This is a genomic window from Photobacterium rosenbergii, from assembly GCF_003026455.1.
Lineage (GTDB): Bacteria > Pseudomonadota > Gammaproteobacteria > Enterobacterales > Vibrionaceae > Photobacterium > Photobacterium rosenbergii.
This window is the reverse complement of the sequence record NZ_PYMB01000031.1, coordinates 25906-44232: the sequence shown is the minus strand read 5'-3', so window position 1 is coordinate 44232 and position 18327 is coordinate 25906. Positions and strand designations below refer to the sequence as shown.

Below are 18327 nucleotides of genomic sequence, written 5' to 3'. Positions count from 1 at the left end.
CCCAGGACCCAGGACCCAGGACCCAGGACCCAGGACCCAGGACCCAGGACCCAGGACCCAGGACCCAGGACCCAGGACCCAGGACCCGCCTTCCCCTTGAGAATTAATCCGCTCTCCCTTAAATTACGTATCGAGGTAAAACAGATTTATTGGAGATTGCCATGAACAGGGTACACCCCAAATCACTGTATGGTAGCAAGTGGACCAAGGTGGAGGTTGAAGGGCGTGAGAAGCATTTTATGGTGATTGACGTCGAGTACGATGACAACCAAAAGGTGGTTTACTGCCTTATTCAGGCGGTGATCAACCATCGCATGTATGAGCTCGACTGGCGTGAGCTCAAGGACAGTAACCGCTGGAAGATGGGTTGGAAATAACGCCCATCGTATAACCTTCAGTTATTTTTATCGTTAGCATTAATAAGCTGAATTGTCGCTAAGTGTTATCGGCGATATAACCCGCATCCTTTTCTAATAATGTGAAAACGTGATGCAGAAGTTAATTGATGCGCTGGCGACCCAAGGCTACTTCGTCTGGGATGACTTCCTCTCTCAAAAGCAAGTGAATGACCTGAAATCTTGCTTACCTGAAACATGGACCAAGGCTCGAATTGGCCGCAATGATGAAGTGGCCCGTGAGTCTTCTATTCGTAGTGACAAAATCCATTGGCTGGCTGCCGAACAAGGCATTGCGGTGCAAGATTTTCTCGAGCGGATGGAAGTTATTCGCCGTGAAGTTAACAAGCATTTTTATCTCGGCCTGTTTGAGTATGAGGCCCATTTTGCCAAGTATGAGAAAGGGGATTTTTACCAAAAGCATCTCGATTGTTTCCGCGGAAATGAAAACCGCCGTCTAACCACGGTCTTTTATATGAATGACACTTGGGAACAGCAAGATGGCGGTGAGCTGGTGGTTTACGATTTGGAAGATAGGGAGCTGATGAAGCTTGCTCCGAAGTCTGGTCGATTATTCGTATTCTTATCTGAGCAATTTCCCCATGAAGTACTGCCAACCAATATGGAACGCTTTAGTATTGCTGGTTGGTTCCGGACCAATGGCGTGAAAAACAACCTGCTGGACATTGCTCAATAGTCGCAATCAATCACTTTGGCTACAGCTTTTTGCTCTCAAATGATTGATATATTGTAATTTTTTGTAAGTTTGCTAATTGCGTTCATACTTTTTTGATATTTTACTCATTGTACCATCCGGCTTCTTTGAGCTGGATTTGAAAATACTTATGTCTGAGGGTGAGTGATGGGTAAATTATCTATTGGAAGGGACACAATCTCAGATATCGATGCCGTTGAGTATCAGTGGATCGCATCGTTAAGCCATGATGGTGTTGAGGTAGAGTCTATCCTTGCGTTAATTCAGCGTTGTCTTGGTGGGGATGCAACGACCGCCGAATACTTGAGAAGGATTGCATTAAAACTGTGTCAGCCTGCTGAACTGCTTCAGTATCTAGAAAGTTGATCTTCTAATCATGGTATGTAGCCATACTCTGAGTAATCAGAGTATGGCTATTTATTTCATATCAAATTCAGTCCAAATGCCGCTTTTACTTTATCGAGAGTGTGTTGCGATTCTTCCCTCGCTTGCCCTGTCCCCTTCTTCAGTACCTCAATCAAATATCCTTTATCCGCAATGAGAGCCTGACGGCGGGCACGTATCGGCGCAATTAGCGTTTGCAGGCAGTCGGCAAGGATCTGTTTGGTTTTACCATCGCCCAAACCGCCACGTTGATAGTGTTCTTTTAATTGAGCGACATACTCTGCGTCTGGATGGAAGGCATCTAAATAAGTGAACACTACATTGCCCTCGACCTGCCCCGGTTGGTCGATAGTGAGGTGATTCGGGTCGGTATACATGGCTTTTACTGCTTGGCTGATGGTCTTATCCGATGCATCAAGTGCGATCACATTGCCCAAGGATTTGGACATTTTGCTTTTGCCATCGGGGCTTGGCAACCGGCTGATATTGCTCAGTAAAGGCTGGCATTCCTGCAGTATCTGGCTATTGGCCAGTGAGTTGATCTTCCTGACGATTTCGTTGGTCTGCTCGAGCATAGGTAACTGATCATCACCTACAGGTACCAACTGAGCTTGGAATGAAGTGATATCTGCCGCTTGGCTGATTGGATAGGTGAGGAAGCCTGCGGGAATAACACGGCCAAAATTCTTGTCCTGTATTTCATTTTTTACCGTTGGGTTGCGCTCTAGGCGGGCAATAGAGACCAGATTGCTGTAGTACATGGTCAGCTCAGCAAGGGCTGGAATACCAGATTGCAAGCAGATGGTGGTTTTAGAGGGATCAATCCCGACAGCGAGGTAGTCTGCCACTACATTGAGAATATTGTCTGCGACCTTGCTTGGGTTGTTACCATTGTCGGTAAGGCCCTGCATATCAGCAACCAGAATGGTTTGCTGGTTGAGGTGCTGCAGTTCAACCCGTTGTTTTAAAGACCCAACATAGTGGCCGATATGGAGTTGTCCTGTCGCGCGATCGCCTGTCAGGATCTTTTGTTCTGTGGTGGCGTTGCTACCACTTGTTGCCGCTAAGGGTGCTGTCGTCGCTGGATCGTTTGGGGTATTGTGCATTGCGTGTCTCCGGTATAAAGCGAGTTGATAAATAAACGCCGGAGACAAGAGGATTATTTGTTCGTAGCCTGCCATCCGGCGGCTTTGAACAAATATGATTATTCCGCACCGCTCCTAGAAAAGAGAGTGCCACCAAGAAAGGTTGATAGAAGGCTTGGAAATAATCATTTGCATGCCATTAACCTATCACTGTTTTTCGATACTCGTCAATAACTGTCAGTGGATGCAAAATTAGATGATTGAACGGATTGGCTTAGGGAATTCGCATTCTGGTTTTACAATGTAAATCAAGGGTGTCCTAGCACGTTAGTGCTTTTGTTTAGTGGCTTATGCTAGGCACGACCCTTTACCGTTGAGTGCGTGAGTGACATACGCGACGTATTAATCTTGATAGGCTTGCTCAATCAGCCTAGTCCGTTCGTTGGTTCCCCTGTTGCGGATTTCATGCATCACAAAAATCAGTGCATCGCGCGTCCAAGGTTGCCCTGATTCTTTATCATAGTCATGGGGCAATTCGATACCCTCCGGCGCATAGGCTTCTATACCTGCATCCTTGGTGGTGTTGATGGTACGCAGGCTGTGTTCATAGAAGCCGACCACAACGGCTTTGCCTAGCTTCTCGGTGCCTCCGGCCAATTTAACAATCTCTTCGGCAACGCCAATGGTACTCAAGTAAATGATGGTGCCATCAGAACCAATTTTAGGGTATATCGCGGTGAGATCTTTGGCATCAACGCGATCGCCAATCTCTTGGGCAATTTCCCATTGGGCATAGATGGGTTTACCTGTTTTTTCATAGATTTCCACCACGGTATCAGCCAAGGCTTTGTTCATCGGGCCCGGTGATTGGTTGCCGTTCTCGGCAATTCGGTTACCGAAGGCATAGGCAATAATGCTATCGGCTTGATCGAGTGGAAGCGGTTCACCCTGCCAGGTAAGCAAGTTGTTCATGATGAACTCAGCAGTATGCGCCGCCACTTTTTGATCTTTTAATTGTTCGGTCAGCTTGGCTTCCATTGCGGCTTGTAATTCGGCATCAGAGAGTTGCGCCGCTATGACTGATGGAGAGGCTAAAGCAATGGCTGAAATAATGAGTACAGCCGATTTGGCGATGAGTTTCATATCAATTCCTTCCATTTTGTGAGGGCTAAAACACCCTGTTAAAGGCTAGCATGAATTGAAAAGTAGCATTGAAAGTTGGCGACAGATGTAGCGATATTTGGGGTGGGGAAAATGGTATTGGATCCGTAATTTTGTGCGACAGATCTGAGAATTGATAATCTATTGTAAGCATTTAATTTCTTTTAATTGTGTTAACTATACTCAAATGTGCAGGTTTTAAGTGTCTGAAATTAATAGCCAATACATAGGCTTGTTTCGATCTTATGACCAAGGTTACTTTGGACGGAGGTTAAAATGCGATTAGCAGTGGCAGTTGGGTTAGCATTGGCATCATCAATAGCATTGGCTGAAAGTGGGAATGATGATGTCGGGCAAGCCCAAACTGAAACGCAACAGCCTCTTTTTCTCTCAGATAATGCTCTAGAGCAGCCAATCCATTCATCAAAATATTCTAAATCACCCTATACCAATACGACCTGGGAGCAAGTACCGCGTCAGGTCTCTGTTTATGACTCACCCTATAACGTTGCCTTGTTCTCAGGTGAAAACGGTGAAGATATCGATCGCCTCTGGTCGCAGACTAAATCGATCTTTTGGTATGGCGTCGGTGTCGCGGGGTTTATTGCCTTATTGCCGGAAGACATTTCGAATTGGGATACCAGTGATGACCGCTTGCTGGAGAAGTGGTGGGACAACGTCAGGGAAGGGCCGGTCTGGGATAGGGATGTATGGTACATCAACTACATAGGTCATCCATATTTTGGTGGGGTGTATTATCAAATCGCGAGAAAGTCTGGGTACCGGCAGTGGGATGCATTTGTCTATTCCTTTATGATGTCGACTTTCTATTGGGAGTATGGCGTAGAGGCGTTTGCCGAGGTGCCGGCGGTGCAGGACTTGGTCGTTACTCCAGTGCTTGGCTGGGTATATGGTGAGTGGGCCTTCAACAAAGAGCGTGAAATTATCCAAGGAGGGGGAAAAGTTTGGGATTCCGAGTGGATGGGTAACACGGCGCTGTTCCTGCTTGATCCTGTAGATACCCTTGGCCGAGGAGTAAACCATTTGATGGGGCGTGATGTGGTGAAGGCCGGCACAGGGTATATCGGCTTTCAAGATGTTGCTCTCCCTAATGGCCAGACCGATAGCCAGTTCAACGTTAATATGAACTTCCAATTCGGTGAGGGGGAGACCAGTCCTGCAATGCGTCGCAGCTATACCCGGGTTCGCAATGTAACCACTCATGACCCGGTAGATTACGGAATTGTCGGTATATCGGTTGGTGGCCGTTATCTGGATTTGGATGATGAGTGGGGGATCGAAAATAGTTGGGCACCGATGATTACCTTGGGTGTGTATTACACGCCATCTTTGTCGTCTCGCCTGCAATATACCCGCATTGATACCGACAGCAAGACAACGGGTGAGAGCATCACCTATGAAAATTACAGTTTTGATTTCCAATATTATTTCCTTGCTGATGATGATTTACGCCCTTATATCAATGCAGGGATAGGCGAAACCCTGTTGGAAAAAGACAGGGACACCACGACCTTCCAGGTCAACGGCGGGTTAGGTTTGCACTACCAGCTAAACAGTAACTGGGCGTTGCAAGCCGATTGGGTACACTTCTATAGTGGGAAACTGTCAACCAACGATGATTTATTTTCAGGCCAGTTGGTTTACCGTTTTGGTCGCGGTGAAAGGTGGTGATTGGGGTGTCAATTAAGCGATAACGTGAATATCGTTTTGAGGCTGCTGGCCTCCGGTAACTACATCGATGAAAAATAACAAAGATACGGATTAAAAAAGCTTGTTTTACCTCGGTGTAGGCAACAGGTATAAATTGCTCTGTTCTTCCAAAGACATATCTATACCCAACCACGCTAGGTAACTGGGTATCGTATCAATTTAGCACTTTTGGCCATCACACCTTCTGATGGCCTTTTTTTATGATGGTATCCTTTATCGGTTCTCGATTAGCTTTGGGCTAGGCTTCACAGTTTGTGGATTTATTCTCGGCAGGGATATCTGGAGTATCGTATATTCGCTTCTGTTTTACCGACCGGCATACAGAGGAATCATGGTTAAATCAATTGCCCAGAATGAGAACCCGCAAGATAGTTCTGATGCCGATGCTATTGGGCCGCTAAGCCTATTTTCTTCCTATGAGTCTATTCATATAGAACTCCGTAAACCGCATCATATGCCCTGTTATCATTGGCATGGGCAAATTGAAGTGAACATCCCATTTGGTGATGATGTCGACTATGTCATCAATGATCACCCGTTTACCATCAATAATGGTCATATTGGGATTTTCTGGGCCACTACACCGCACCAGCTAATCGAGCCAGGGAAGTCGAGTAACATGGGGATCTTGAATATTCCGATCCATTACTTTTTGGCTTGGCCGTTAGATGAAAGCCTGCTCAATCAGATCACCCATGGCACGGTTGTTCAGTCTGCGTTGCCAAACTTGGTGACCGAGCAGCAGATTGCGTTTTGGATGGAAGAAAGCAAAAGCAAAGACATAGGTTTTCGTCAGTTAGCTGCCGATGAAATGTCCCTGATGCTAAAAAGGGTGTGCTTAACGGGTTGGGAGAAGCTGACCCACACCATGGAAAACAAAGGGAGTATGAAAGGACTCTCCAAACACTCGCAGTTCCATGTTCAGAAAATCTTGGAATATATCGCTTGTAATCATGACACGCCGCTCACCGTAAAGAATATCGCCGAGCATGTTGGTTTGCATACCAATTATGCGATGAATTTGTTCCAAAGCGTGATGAAGATGACAATCAAGGAATACGTTACCTCGATGCGCATTAACCACGCCCGTGCATTATTGGCTGATACCAATCGGACTATTCTTGATATCGCATTGACGGTCGGTTTCAATTCGAACAGTCGCTTCTATGAAACCTTCCAGCGTTATATGAAAATGACGCCGACGGAGTTTCGTAAGCTCAGTCGTAAGAGCAACAAACTGGCTCAGTATGACAGTAATTTGGATTTCCAAGGTATTCCGAAGTGATGAAGGAGCACCATCTTTGCGTTAAGGTTTATATATAACTAAGCAGTGATCCAAGTTACACTTTCACTTCCATCTAGTTTCAATAAATACATCGACAACATGAATTCCAGCCATAAACCTCAGATCATTGATCTTATTCTTGACGATTTACAGCAAGCCTTTAAAGGGGCGATGCATGCCGCTGATCAGGCTCACAGTGCGGCAACCGATGATCAGAGTGTGGCGGAGACCCAATATGATACTTTGGCTATCGAGGCGGCATATTTAGCCCATGGACAATCACAGCGTGTTGCCGAGTGTCTGGCAGATATTAATGCTTACGATCAACTCAAAGCTACACTCCCAAAGTCATTAGATGAAATCGTGTTGGGATGCCTAGTCCATCTTCTTGATGAAGACGATATGGAAAAGTGGATATTCTTTGGCCCTGCAGCGGGAGGCATCAAGCTGAAGCTAAATAATCACGAGGTGGTTGTTGTTACTCCGTCTTCGCCAATAGGTGAAGCCTTGCTGGGCTTAACGCTAGGGGAAGAGGCAGAAGTACATATTGGCGGTAGAGTGGTTTTCTATGAAGTGGAAGCTATTTACTGATAGTAGGCACTAACTTTCAAAGAGCTCATAAACAAAGGGGGAAGCATGCTTCCCCCTTTGTTCGTTTGTGGTCAGGCTCTGATTAAGCCTTAGGATCAGGATCGGTATCGGCCATACTGAACATCGAGCGATTTGGGTTATCCATCATCTCGTCATACAGCGCTACGGTTTCCTTAAACTGCCCTTTTTCTTTGCTTGGCACCGATGAAGCCATAGGGATATTGGCTGTCATTGGGTTCACAGGGCGGTTACGAATATGGAACTCATAGTGGATATGTGGCCCGGTTACCCGTCCAGTCGCTCCAGCAAGGGCAATACGTTGACCCCGAGATACTTTCTGCCCCTTGCGAACAAGGATCCGGCTGTTATGTAGGTAGCGAGTTTTGTAGTTAGTACCGTGCTGGATAACGACATATTTACCCGCATATGGGTGGTTAACTACCTGGGTTACGACACCGTCACCGGTTGAGATAACAGGGGTTCCAGTTGGGGTGGCAAAGTCTACCCCGTTATGTGGTGAAACACGGCCCGTGACTGGGTGAAGTCGGCGAGGGTTGAAATTGGAGCTAACGCGGTAAGTACGGTTTCGCTCATATGGGTAGCGCAAGAACGCACGCTGCAGGCTCTCGCCTTTGGAATCATAGAAGTTACCATCGCTGTGTAGGTAAGCGGTGGTTGCCCTGCCTCTGCTATGAATACGGATTGCACGCAGTTCATGCTGGCCTGTCATTTCGCCATCAACTGACTGGCGGGAAACAACGACTTCGAAGTTGTCGCCAGCGCGCAGATCGCGAGAGAAATTCAGCTTTTCACGTAGCAGGTTGGTGATTTCATAGATTTCGGTAGAGTTCAGTCCTGCTTTTTGTGCCGAAACAGAGAAACTGCCGTGGATCTCGCCACTGGCTACTACGTCATCCCAGTTGCCAGGAATGGTGATTTCCTCAACTTCAAAGCTGTTGTCATCCAGTCGCTGGTAGGCGACTTTTTGTGCAAGGCTAAATGTCAGTTCCAGGCGGTTGAGCTTACGTTCGGCTGTATTTACCCAAAAACGCAAGGTATTGCCCGGTTGCAGCGTATCAATCTTCAAATGGTTGAGGTCGGCTTCCTGAAGCTCTTGAATCGACTGTAGAGGAATATTTAGTCGGGAGAAAATCTGGCTAAGCGTATCACCTTTCTGGATGGTGTAGGCGTAGCGAGGCGGCTCATAAACAGGTTGATCGGCTTGATCGCTTGGCGACCAAGGGGTTGAGTTAATCGCAAGGTTTAGTGGAACCGTGCGCTGATTAGTGCTGGTTTGTGTCAGGAGCGCTGCAATCGTCAGTAGCGAGAAGCCAGCGATCCCCAGTAATTTGGTCGACATCCACTTTCGAGAAAGCGTCGAGTTTTGCGTAGACATGGTAAAAGAACTCGTCGTTTTTGCTGATTTTTCTTGATAAAGGTTCTTTATCTCGGGTTATGGCGCCTTGTTGGTATGGCCCATAACCATGAATATTTTTTGAATGACTATAACTATGCATCCCTAAAGAAGCGCTAGTCTGCCATAAAGAGACATTGCATGTGTTAAAAAGGTTCCTCGATCCCAAAAAAATCAGTTTTCTTGCGTAAAAGATATTCGTTTTGTGAAGTATGTTTGATTTTTTAAGGCTTAGCTAAGCTTCATTTGATGAAAGCAGAAAAAAGTGATTCTTAACATTGCTCTGACAGAGTATATGTGTGTTGTTTGGTATTGATGGTTAATAATGCATCGCAACGCATTTGGGTGACAAGAAAAATAGCGGAAAGAGTGGTTTACAACTGGTTAATAGGTGAGCGACTTTGCTGGTGGGGAGTAGATAATAAAACAGCGCCCTTAAAAGGGCGCTGTATATTGTTTAGCCAAAATTAAATAAATTTAATTTTTACTGCTTGTAGGTTTTTACTTGAGTCATCCATGATGAACTCGACCAAGCTACCTGATGCTGGTTTACCTTGGCTAGTGATGTTGGCGCCACAGAAACGGATGTCACCGCCAAGATCACAAGTGATTAGACCGGTACGGTTGATTGGGTTGTAGCTGCGGATAATGCCTGTATGTGAAATCATAATTTTTCCTTTCGGCCCAAACTCTGCATTCTGTCCCGGCAAGCATTCTCTTTATTGCTTATGCGGGAACTTGCGTTGAGCTTGTGGCTATCAAATTGAGTACAAATGCTGAAAACAGCGCTTGTCCTGCCGGCTATCAGCGTGTACTGACCCGGTTTACTCATTGACCTTTCTATTGGTGTTTTCGTCAGGAGGTCACCTAGCTCACTGACTCATCACTGCAGAGTGCTCGCAACTTAGCACGGCAGTGGCATGGTAATAGGAATAATCTTCTAGGGGTGCATCTGACTTTGGCGAGAAGTGAGGTGTATACTTCGAAAATCATCATCGGTCTGAGTAGCAGACCATGTCAAACTAACGCTAAATGACGAGCTTGTAAATACATTTAATTGCAAAAAAATGTGATCTTAGAGTGTGCGTGTGGGTGTTTATAGGCTGAGTAAGCGGTAAATGTAAGAGTTTTAGCCCAATGACTCGGCCAAAACTCTTGCTGAGCGTGTACTTGTTACCACATCTCTGGCTTGTTAAAAGCCTCAACACAGGATGAGCTACCTGCTATTGCTTCAAGTGGTCGTTCCGTCAGTGATTGCGCCATCCATCCATGCGGGTAAGACAGGGGAAGTGGTGCTTTGAACTCTTGCTCGGTAATACGCTCAAAGCCGATTTTGGTGTAGAAGCTCGGATCGCCGTAGGTAAAAACAAGATCTACCCCATGGTGCTTGAGGGCTTCCAACCCCGCTTTGATTAGCGCCTGTCCAATTCCCTTACCTTGGCTCTGTGTGCTAACGGCAACAGGAGCGAGTAAAAAAGCCGTTTTGTCTGACTCGAATGTCAGGCGGGTAAACAAGATACTGCCAAGGATCTCGGTTTCGTCTTTGGCGACAAAGGTGAAGATATCCTCGCCCTTGGTCGATTCCAGCAATTCGCTGACTAACTGGCCAATCACTTTGCCTTCATTTTGCCCTTCTGAATCTGAGAAGGTTTGGGTAAATAATTCGATAATGGCTTTGGACTGGCCTTTCTCATAGATGCCGTAGTACATTTTTATCTCTCCTCAAAATTGATGGTAGCAGCATAAACTGTGAAGTTATAGACAGGTCAATACTAAGCGCTATTAAATGGCATAAATTCAGTCAATATGTTCTGAGTGGTTGATTTGCAGCGAGTTATTCAGTTTTTTAGGCATCCTATGTTTTTTGTTTGCAACATTGATATTTAGTGTTAGGGTGAATTGACAGTAGGTGTTTCAACCTTCATTTGGATTCAAGGATGGATTTATGAGTTTGAAAGAAGACAAGAACTGGCGCAATCCTGAACGAGATGCGCAATGTGCCGAGTATGAACTTTACGTCGAGCAGATGAAAAGCCTAGGTTTATCTTGGGTAGACTTCAATGACTGGCTAGATTATTAGCCCTAACCACAGACTAATTTCCCTATAGCCTATCTATTTTTCGTACCGCGGTTCTTGAATCGCGGTACATAACACCCTCTCCACCCCCTATGATAAAAGCCCCTTCACTTTCAGGTTCATTTGATACTTTACATACTAACAGTGAAGTGATGGCTAACGGGGAGTCGCGCCACAGAATGAAAGCCAGCGATGGATCCGGTTATATCCGTACTCGTTACCCTAATGCTGATGGTGCTTGGCAGAATAGCCACTATCATATCTCGACTTACGAGACGTACATTGTTCAATCAGGCAGAATCCTCTTCGCTGAGCTCAAGGATGGGAAATCTCTTATCAAAGAGGTGTCAGAGAGTGAAGTGATTACGGTAAAACCTGGTGTTCACCATAATGTTTATGTCTTTCCCAATACCGATTTACATACCGTGAAACACGGAGCAACTCAAGTTAATGACTGGCATGCCAGTGCAGAACTTGATCGTCTGTTGGCTGATAAAGCTCCCGTAACTCAGTCTGCTTAATTTCACTTTCTTCATATCCCACTGTTTTTCAAGCTGATGACAAATCTGATTTAGTACTGGCTCACTTTTCTTCATTTTATTTCGTCTTTTTCTTTCCTCATTCGTCTTCTTAAGGTGCATTTGGTTTTGTCGTTGTACCCAACACTGACAATATTTGTTTTAAATCGATATTTCTGGATAATTGGAAATTATTGCGCGACATGAAAGTGTCAGACGTAGAAAACACGCCGTAAGGCATTTAAGCCGTTTATAGGCGAATGTATGCAAGCTAGAGGTCTTAGTGAAATAGCACATGAATATTCTTTGGAAGTTGCGGGGCTACATAAAAATGTTTGCCCGCCAGTACTTAATTGCCATAGTGGTGTTGCAAGTTGTGGCATTGTTGAATTTGGTGCCTTCATGGCTCATCGGCCGAATTGTAGATCGTATCAGCTTAGGTGATCTGACGTTGTCAGTATTGATGGTGCACCTTGGCGGTATTGTCGCTGCCGCTATCGCCATGTACGGCCTGCGTTATGTCTGGCAGAGCCAACTTTATGGTGCTGCAATTGGGATCACTAAGGTGTTGCGCCGAGATTTATTCCAGAAGTTTTCGACATTGTCACCGTCGTTTTATTCCCGTCGCAGTACCGGCGATTTGATGGCGCATGCGACAAACGATCTCAACGCGGTTGAAGAAGCAACAGGTATGGGGATCATGACTTTGGTGGATTCAGTAATTGCTGGCTTCACCGTTATCTTCGGTATGATTTTTGTGGTCAGCGGCGAATTGACTGCCGTGGCATTGTTACCGTTTCCTTTACTGGTCCTTGTCACTAGCCGATATGGCACCAAGCTGCATAAAGCCTTTGGTCGTGCTCAGGAAGCTTTTTCGCATCTCAATGAAGAAACTCGCGAGACAGTATCGGGGATCAGGGCGGTTCGCTCTCATGGTATCGGTCGACGCCAAGAAAAACGTTTTGGGCAGACTCTTGATGAAACTTTGGATGCGAATTTAGCGGTAGCCAAAGTGGATGCGGCATTCGGGCCGACAATCCAGTTGGTTTATGGCTTGTCCTTTGTGATTTCTTTGGGTTACGGCGCTTGGTTGATAAACCAAGGCAGTATCTCTGTCGGCTTGTTTACCACCTTTACACTCTACTTGGGTCAATTGCTGGGGCCATTTCTACAGTTTGGTTGGCAGTTCAATGTCTTTCAGCGTGGCAGTACGTCATGGCAGCGTTTGGAGGCGCTGTTCTCTGAACAAGAAGATGTTATTGAAGGGGAGACAGTTCTGCCTAATGGTGCCAAGTTCAACTTGGCAATTAGCATAAACTCATTTTCCTATCAGGGTGCAAACCGCCGAGCATTGGAAGATATTCAGCTTGATGTGGCAAACGGTGGATTAGTTGGAATCACAGGCCCAACGGGGAGCGGCAAAAGTACCTTGTTGCAGTTGGTGTTACGGCAGTTCCCGTTGTCAGCTTCATCGACTATCAGCATAGATGGCCACCCAGTTGATAGCCTGACCTTTGAATCATTGCGGAGCAAGGTAGCTTGGGTGCCCCAAAAGCCATTTTTGTTCTCTGGCACTATTGCCGAAAATATTGCGTTAGCTAAACCCAATGCGACGAAGGCCGAGATAGCGTTCGTGGCCGAGATGGCAGGGATCAAAGCGGAAATAGAGGCGATGCCTGATGGGTTTGATACCCAATTGCGAGAGGGGGGAAGCAATCTATCTGGCGGACAGCGCCAGCGCCTGACTCTCTCAAGGGCTCTGCTGTCGGATGCCGATATTCTTTTGCTTGATGATCCTTTTAGTGCGTTGGATATGAAAACGGAGGTCATTGTTCGTCAGAACTTGAAAGCACATTACGCGCACAAAACCGTTTTATTGGTTACCCAGCGTTTGACCAACCTGATAGAAGCGGACCATGTATTAGTGCTCAATGACGGTCAGGTTGAAGAGCGGGGTACGCACCATGAACTGGTTGCTAAGCAAGGCTGGTATTCCACGGTTTATCAGCGCCAGAGTCAGTTAAGCCAATACCAGCAAGAGTACCAGCAAGGTGATCGCTCTCAATTAGAGAGCGATACAAAAGCGGCAGAAATCGCCGAAGGTCAATCAGTAGGAGAATTCCATGCTTAAGCGATTGTTGGCGTATTCGCTGCCTCATAAACTCCGCTTTCTTACGGCATTTGTGATGCTGGCAATTGCGGTGAGTGCTGAAATGGCCATTCCATGGCTGGCAAAAATCATCCTGGATGATGTCATTGTTCCGCAGCAGTTTGAATGGCAGCACTTGGCATGGTTAACCGGCTTGGTGATGCTGTTTTATGTCATATCAGCGCTCTTTACCTATTTGCAAGCGGTGACATTTCGGCACAGTGCTTTATTGGTGGTAAAGGATGTCAGAAAAGAGCTGTTCAGCCATGTCCTGAATTTCCCGATTAGAAACTTTGACAAGCTACCGGCGGGGAAGTTGGTTTCTTATATAACCAATGATACCGAGTCGATGCGTGACATGTTTGTATCGACTATCCCGACTATTATTCAGGGCGGCTTGCGTATTGGCGCCATCTTTATTGCCATCGCCATACTGGACTGGCGTTTGATGTTGCTAAGCCTTGTATTGATCCCGGTGCTGTTGTTGACCATTCATTTATATCGCAAGATCTCGATGCCGGTATTCGACGGTATCCGTACCCAAATCAGTAATATCAATGGCAAGATCAACGAGTCACTGCAGGGGATGGCCCTGCTCCAGGCTTTCCGGCAGGAAAGAGCGTTTGCCGAGAAGTTCGAGCAGGAAAACCAGCGCTGGTTCCAGTTTAGAACCCGGTCCATTGCCATTGACAGCCTGATGCTACTGCCGCTTACACGCTTGGTTTCCACCCTGACTGCGGCGGGTATTGTTGCCTGGTTTGCTAATGGCTCGCTGACAACCGTTGTTGAAGTCGGGACGCTATACGCATTCCTCAATTATATTGAGCGTTTCTTTGACCCTTTCAGGCAGCTTTCGATGGAACTGCGTAAATTGCAGGTTGCAACGGTCGCTTCCAAGCGGGTGTTTGAGTTATTGGATGATGAGTCCGAGCGGGAGCATCACTCGAAAGCCTTTGTTGACGTGACTGAGCCATATGATATCGAGTTCCGCAATGTAGACTTCGGCTATGAAAAGGATAATCCAGTACTGTCTGATGTGAGCTTTACAGCCAAAGGTGGAAAGTTTACCGCTATTGTTGGGCACACTGGCAGCGGCAAGAGCTCGGTGATCAATTTGCTAATGCGTTTCTATAAGCATCAGAAAGGGGAGATTTTGGTGGGTGGTCAGCCCATTGGCTCTCTACCAGACGCGCAGCTCCGTCAGATGTTTGGCTTGGTATCTCAAGACCCGACCATATTTAGTGGTTCGGTGCTGGAGAATATTGACTTATCACACGACGCGTTGGATATCGATAAAGCCACATTTGCAGCCAAGCAAGTCAAGGCACATTCCTTTATCAAACAGCTTGCGGGTGGTTATGAGCATAAACCTAGTCACGGTGGTGCTTCGCTATCCGTCGGAGAAAAACAGTTGCTGGCCTTGGCAAGGGCGATCTCTCATGACCCGAACATTTTCTTGCTTGATGAGGCGACGGCCAATATTGACAGTGATACCGAAGAAGCGGTCAAAGAAGCGCTGGAGAATATTCAGGATGGCCGCACTGTGATCACCGTTGCCCACCGTTTGTCGACCATTCAGAATGCCGACCAAATTTTGGTGATGAACAAAGGGCGCGTAGTGCAAAGTGGCAACCACGATGAGCTGATTGGCCAAGAGGGGGATTACCGCGACTTATACCTTGCCCAAAAGGCGCAGGAAGAAAGCGAACACCTGAGCAGTTCATTAGGTTTGACCCAAAATCAAATGACTGAAGCGTCGGCCGCTTAATAGGCTGAAAAAATAGCAGTTAATTGTGCATATAAAGGTTGAGAGGCCGCTGTTGCAGCGTCTCAATCATTGAGTGTAAGAGTAGAAAAAGTATGACGAACGCAAAGCCGGTTCTCGCGAAGAACAGTTTCCTTTCTCAGCAAATCATCGAAGATGCCTGTGAGTGGGCAATCATGCATGGTGTGGCCTTCAGGCAGGCAGATAATACCGCAAGGCATTGTCCTTTCAGTATTGCGCCGATGACAATGGAGCGTGATGTCTATGTACACTTGCTGAAAGTGACCCCGTTGATCACCAAGCTAATCAGTCAGGTTTCTGAAGATCATGACTTCTTGCAGCGATCACTGGGTGACATGGCCAAAGCGGATCCTTTCTTCGGCCGATTGATGTCGCTGCATCAACAGGCCCATGGTGATATTAGTGACAGGCGCTATCCTGCCCGCCAACCGCTCTTATTGATGCGAACCGATTTTATGGATGATCGCCAACATGGGGCGAAAGTAATCGAATTCAACGGTATCGCTGCTGGAATGGGGCCATTTGGCCAGAGGGCTACAGAGTTCCATGCTTATATGCAAAGCCAGTGGCCAGAGACTTACCAAAATTGGCTAGAAGACAGCAATGCCGTTCCAGCACAAAACCAAGGGCTTGAGCAGTTGGCCTTTGCTATTGCCACATCTGCGAAAAAGATCCGGGCTGACTTTGATGAACAAGGAAAGCCGACCTTTTTGATGGTGGTGCAGAAGAACGAAGACAATGTCTATGATCAGCATTTACTTGAAGTTGCACTACAGAAGTTGGGACTGCGCACTGTTCGTCGTACCTTTGAGCAACTGAGTAACCAACTTTCCACAGGCGATGGTCAGCGCCTGATGCTTGATGGAGTTGGTGCTGTGGATGTGGTTTATCTTCGGGCTGGCTATCAGTATTCAGACTACTGTGCACCTGAGCTTAATGAACCTATCTGCTGCCATACTTTGAGCCAGACACGACTGTTCATCGAACAGCACCATGTTGCGGTCAATGCCACGATTAGCCAGCAATTAGCAACCAGTAAATCGATGCAGATGCTACTGACTATGATGCCTGCAGAGGATTATGCACGGTGGGGGCTGAGCCTTGAAGAAGCGCAGTTGGTCAAGAGCGTGCTGGCTGAGATGAAGCCAATCAATAGCGCAACGATCGAGTGGTTTAAGACCCAAGCCACTAAACATGAGTGGGTGCTCAAAAACCAAGGTGAAGGAGGTGGCCACTGTGTCTTTGGTGAAGACATCACCGACAAATTCAGTCAGATAAACCCGCAGGAGTATGATGCTTGGGCGCTGATGCAACGTTTGTACCCGCATGAACGCGAAGTACCTACTATTGCTGTGCGTGATGCAGAACAAACGCTGGTTGAGGATTTGGTCAGTGAAATCGGTTTATTCACCGCTTATTTTAATGGTGAGCCGGCGACTCAGCTTGATGGTTATGCGGGGTATTTAATTCGTAGCAAACCGGCCAGTGAAAATGAAGGGGGGATCCATAGCGGTAAGGGGATCCTCGATTCACTAACTCTGGTTGAATAAAACTCTTGGTGATTATTCAAAGCAATAAACGGGGAGGCAGTCATGCCTCCTTTTTGCGTATCTAGGGCAAAGCACTAAAGTCTGAACAGTTCAACGCGAAGGTGGCTTTCGTCTTCGTAAGCAATAACTGATTGGAAGTCATCACACTTATCGATAACAGCCGAGAAAGTGTCTTTGTCATCAGTACTACCAATGAACAGAATCTGGGTCGATTTAGTCATCAAGCCTTCTTCGTCGAAACTGGCCTTCAAATCTTCATCCACCACGCAGACCAATACCTTCCCATAGCGGGCATTCAGGTCAATTTTGTGCGCTTGTGAATACTGCACTTTGGTTTTCAGCTGAGATTCAATGTCATCAACCAAACCGACAAAGCGGTACAAGTCGGTGGAGCAAGTTTGGGTGAGTTGCTCTACTTCGTTACTCAGTGTGGTTTCCAAATCACCTTCAGGGTGTCGGCCAACATTGATCCACTGTTTAGCTGTTTTTTTGATTGCTCGGTATCTATTGGATTTAGCTATACGTTTGAAGTACTTAACTAAAATATTATTTCTTTCAGCTAAGGTAAGGTGCTTGTCCAGTTTCTGAAATTCGAGGTGCAATAAAGCGTTGGTACTAACATCTAGCAACTGCTGGGTTTGGTTCATTAACGTACTATCCAAATCTCTACAAGATTATCGGTACCATTATATCGAACTTTGAAAAAATTTTTTTACATTTTCTCAGATAAAATAGTCCTTAAAGGAATAAGGGACTTTTTAGAGCTTGATTGAATGGCTCCATGAAAAGGTATCCCCTGCGCTACGTCGCTAATAATGTACAATAATTAAGCAATTTAGCTTGGGGAGAAGCCGTGTTTGGGGAAGATTTCGCGAGGATAATGCCAACGTAACGAATGAGGGTAAGTTGGCATTAAGGGGAAAGAGTTGCGAGGAGTGAATACGTTAGATTGATTAATAGTAATCAAGCGCTAATTCATCTTGTAGTCGTTTGTGAAAAATTGACTCCAAAATTTCACTCAATTGAACGTTATTACTCAAGTCATTAATTTTAAGTTTATCAATCCAATAAATATCTGCGAGGAGGTGTATATCTTTGGCAAGCTCAAATAAACTGGAAATGGATAAGTCATTTATATTCATTCCCCAAGCTGGCGTAATATCCATTGTAATGATTCTCTTCGATGAAATCTCATCATTAGTTTGTTGGAATTTTGAGTGGGACTTGTCAACCAATATTATTTCACACTTACCTTGGCCTTTATCATCAATATTATAAAGGCGGTCGTTGATGTAAATGTTAATGCTGTTATCTTTTTCAAGTGAACCATAGAATGACATTTTTTATTCTCTACTGTCAGTATGTTGTTGAAATAAAGCTAGCATTACCTGTATACATCTACCATGAATAAGAGAAATTCAAAATTGTTATCGATGTAAATGACAGTTCTTATCTGGCTTTTTTATGTAGTGACCAGAAATGAATA

The 18327-nt window shown here is 45.9% G+C and carries 18 protein-coding genes; 11 read left to right on the top strand and 7 right to left on the bottom strand.

Annotation, left to right across the window (positions count from 1 at the left end; genetic code table 11):
• Positions 1-161: 161 nt before the first annotated feature.
• The 3 genes from C9J01_RS26780 (at position 162) to C9J01_RS26770 (ending at position 1476) form a co-directional block, all read left to right on the top strand.
• Positions 162-377, top strand: a complete 216-nt coding sequence (locus tag C9J01_RS26780) for a TIGR02450 family Trp-rich protein (RefSeq protein WP_107301139.1) — start codon at positions 162-164, stop codon at positions 375-377.
• Between the two features lie 112 nt (positions 378-489).
• Positions 490-1092, top strand: coding sequence for a 2OG-Fe(II) oxygenase (locus C9J01_RS26775; protein WP_107301138.1), 603 nt, complete (start codon positions 490-492; stop codon positions 1090-1092).
• A gap of 165 nt (positions 1093-1257) precedes the next feature.
• Positions 1258-1476: a hypothetical protein gene (locus C9J01_RS26770; protein WP_107301137.1), complete on the top strand. Its 219-nt coding sequence runs from the start codon at positions 1258-1260 to the stop codon at positions 1474-1476.
• A 56-nt stretch (positions 1477-1532) separates the two neighbouring features.
• On the opposite strand, the gene trpS is transcribed toward C9J01_RS26770, so the two are convergent.
• Entirely contained in the window at positions 1533-2600 is a 1068-nt protein-coding gene (gene trpS / locus C9J01_RS26765; protein ID WP_107301136.1) for a tryptophan--tRNA ligase, read from the bottom strand.
• Between the two features lie 381 nt (positions 2601-2981).
• Positions 2982-3722 (bottom strand): hypothetical protein, encoded by a 741-nt coding sequence (locus tag C9J01_RS26760; protein ID WP_170114939.1) that lies wholly within the window; start codon positions 3720-3722, stop codon positions 2982-2984.
• Positions 3723-4016: 294 nt separating this feature from the next.
• Here C9J01_RS26760 and C9J01_RS26755 point away from each other — a divergent pair, with 294 nt between their 5' ends.
• The 3 genes from C9J01_RS26755 to C9J01_RS26745 all read left to right on the top strand — a co-directional run bounded on the left by C9J01_RS26755 (position 4017) and on the right by C9J01_RS26745 (position 7347).
• Entirely contained in the window at positions 4017-5432 is a 1416-nt protein-coding gene (locus tag C9J01_RS26755) for a DUF3943 domain-containing protein (RefSeq protein WP_107301134.1), read from the top strand.
• A 370-nt stretch (positions 5433-5802) separates the two neighbouring features.
• The gene (gene melR, locus C9J01_RS26750; RefSeq protein ID WP_107301133.1) at positions 5803-6756 is read left to right on the top strand and encodes a transcriptional regulator MelR; all 954 of its coding nucleotides are present in this window, start codon (positions 5803-5805) and stop codon (positions 6754-6756) included.
• A 99-nt stretch (positions 6757-6855) separates the two neighbouring features.
• Positions 6856-7347 carry a GreA/GreB family elongation factor gene (locus C9J01_RS26745; RefSeq protein ID WP_107301140.1) on the top strand — a complete coding sequence of 164 codons (492 nt, stop codon included), beginning with the start codon at positions 6856-6858 and terminating at the stop codon, positions 7345-7347.
• 82 nt (positions 7348-7429) lie between these two features.
• On the opposite strand, the gene C9J01_RS26740 is transcribed toward C9J01_RS26745, so the two are convergent.
• The 3 genes from C9J01_RS26740 to C9J01_RS26730 form a co-directional block, all read right to left on the bottom strand.
• Positions 7430-8743 carry a peptidoglycan DD-metalloendopeptidase family protein gene (locus tag C9J01_RS26740; RefSeq protein WP_107301132.1) on the bottom strand — a complete coding sequence of 438 codons (1314 nt, stop codon included), beginning with the start codon at positions 8741-8743 and terminating at the stop codon, positions 7430-7432.
• A gap of 485 nt (positions 8744-9228) precedes the next feature.
• A complete protein-coding gene (locus tag C9J01_RS26735) occupies positions 9229-9429 on the bottom strand; it encodes a hypothetical protein (RefSeq protein ID WP_107301131.1) in 201 nt (66 codons plus the stop codon).
• Between the two features lie 505 nt (positions 9430-9934).
• On the bottom strand, positions 9935-10471 hold the full coding sequence (locus tag C9J01_RS26730; RefSeq protein WP_107301130.1) for a GNAT family N-acetyltransferase: 537 nt from the start codon (positions 10469-10471) through the stop codon (positions 9935-9937).
• Between the two features lie 235 nt (positions 10472-10706).
• On the opposite strand from C9J01_RS26730, the gene C9J01_RS30110 reads away from it, so the two are divergent.
• The 5 genes from C9J01_RS30110 (at position 10707) to C9J01_RS26710 (ending at position 16841) form a co-directional block, all read left to right on the top strand.
• Complete coding sequence (locus C9J01_RS30110) at positions 10707-10841, top strand: hypothetical protein (RefSeq protein WP_255526787.1); 135 nt, start codon at positions 10707-10709, stop codon at positions 10839-10841.
• Between the two features lie 176 nt (positions 10842-11017).
• Positions 11018-11359 (top strand): hypothetical protein, encoded by a 342-nt coding sequence (locus C9J01_RS26725; RefSeq protein ID WP_107301129.1) that lies wholly within the window; start codon positions 11018-11020, stop codon positions 11357-11359.
• 292 nt (positions 11360-11651) lie between these two features.
• Positions 11652-13487: an ABC transporter ATP-binding protein gene (locus C9J01_RS26720; RefSeq protein ID WP_107301128.1), complete on the top strand. Its 1836-nt coding sequence runs from the start codon at positions 11652-11654 to the stop codon at positions 13485-13487.
• Positions 13480-15273 (top strand): ABC transporter ATP-binding protein, encoded by a 1794-nt coding sequence (locus C9J01_RS26715; protein WP_107301127.1) that lies wholly within the window; start codon positions 13480-13482, stop codon positions 15271-15273. Before C9J01_RS26720 ends, C9J01_RS26715 begins: the two co-directional genes overlap by 8 nt.
• A gap of 92 nt (positions 15274-15365) precedes the next feature.
• Entirely contained in the window at positions 15366-16841 is a 1476-nt protein-coding gene (locus C9J01_RS26710) for a glutathione synthase (RefSeq protein ID WP_107301126.1), read from the top strand.
• Positions 16842-16915: 74 nt separating this feature from the next.
• On the opposite strand, the gene C9J01_RS26705 is transcribed toward C9J01_RS26710, so the two are convergent.
• Both C9J01_RS26705 and C9J01_RS26700 read right to left on the bottom strand, forming a co-directional pair.
• The gene (locus C9J01_RS26705; protein WP_107301125.1) at positions 16916-17488 is read right to left on the bottom strand and encodes a DUF2913 family protein; all 573 of its coding nucleotides are present in this window, start codon (positions 17486-17488) and stop codon (positions 16916-16918) included.
• 306 nt (positions 17489-17794) lie between these two features.
• Positions 17795-18181: a hypothetical protein gene (locus tag C9J01_RS26700; RefSeq protein WP_107301124.1), complete on the bottom strand. Its 387-nt coding sequence runs from the start codon at positions 18179-18181 to the stop codon at positions 17795-17797.
• Positions 18182-18327: the final 146 nt, after the last annotated feature.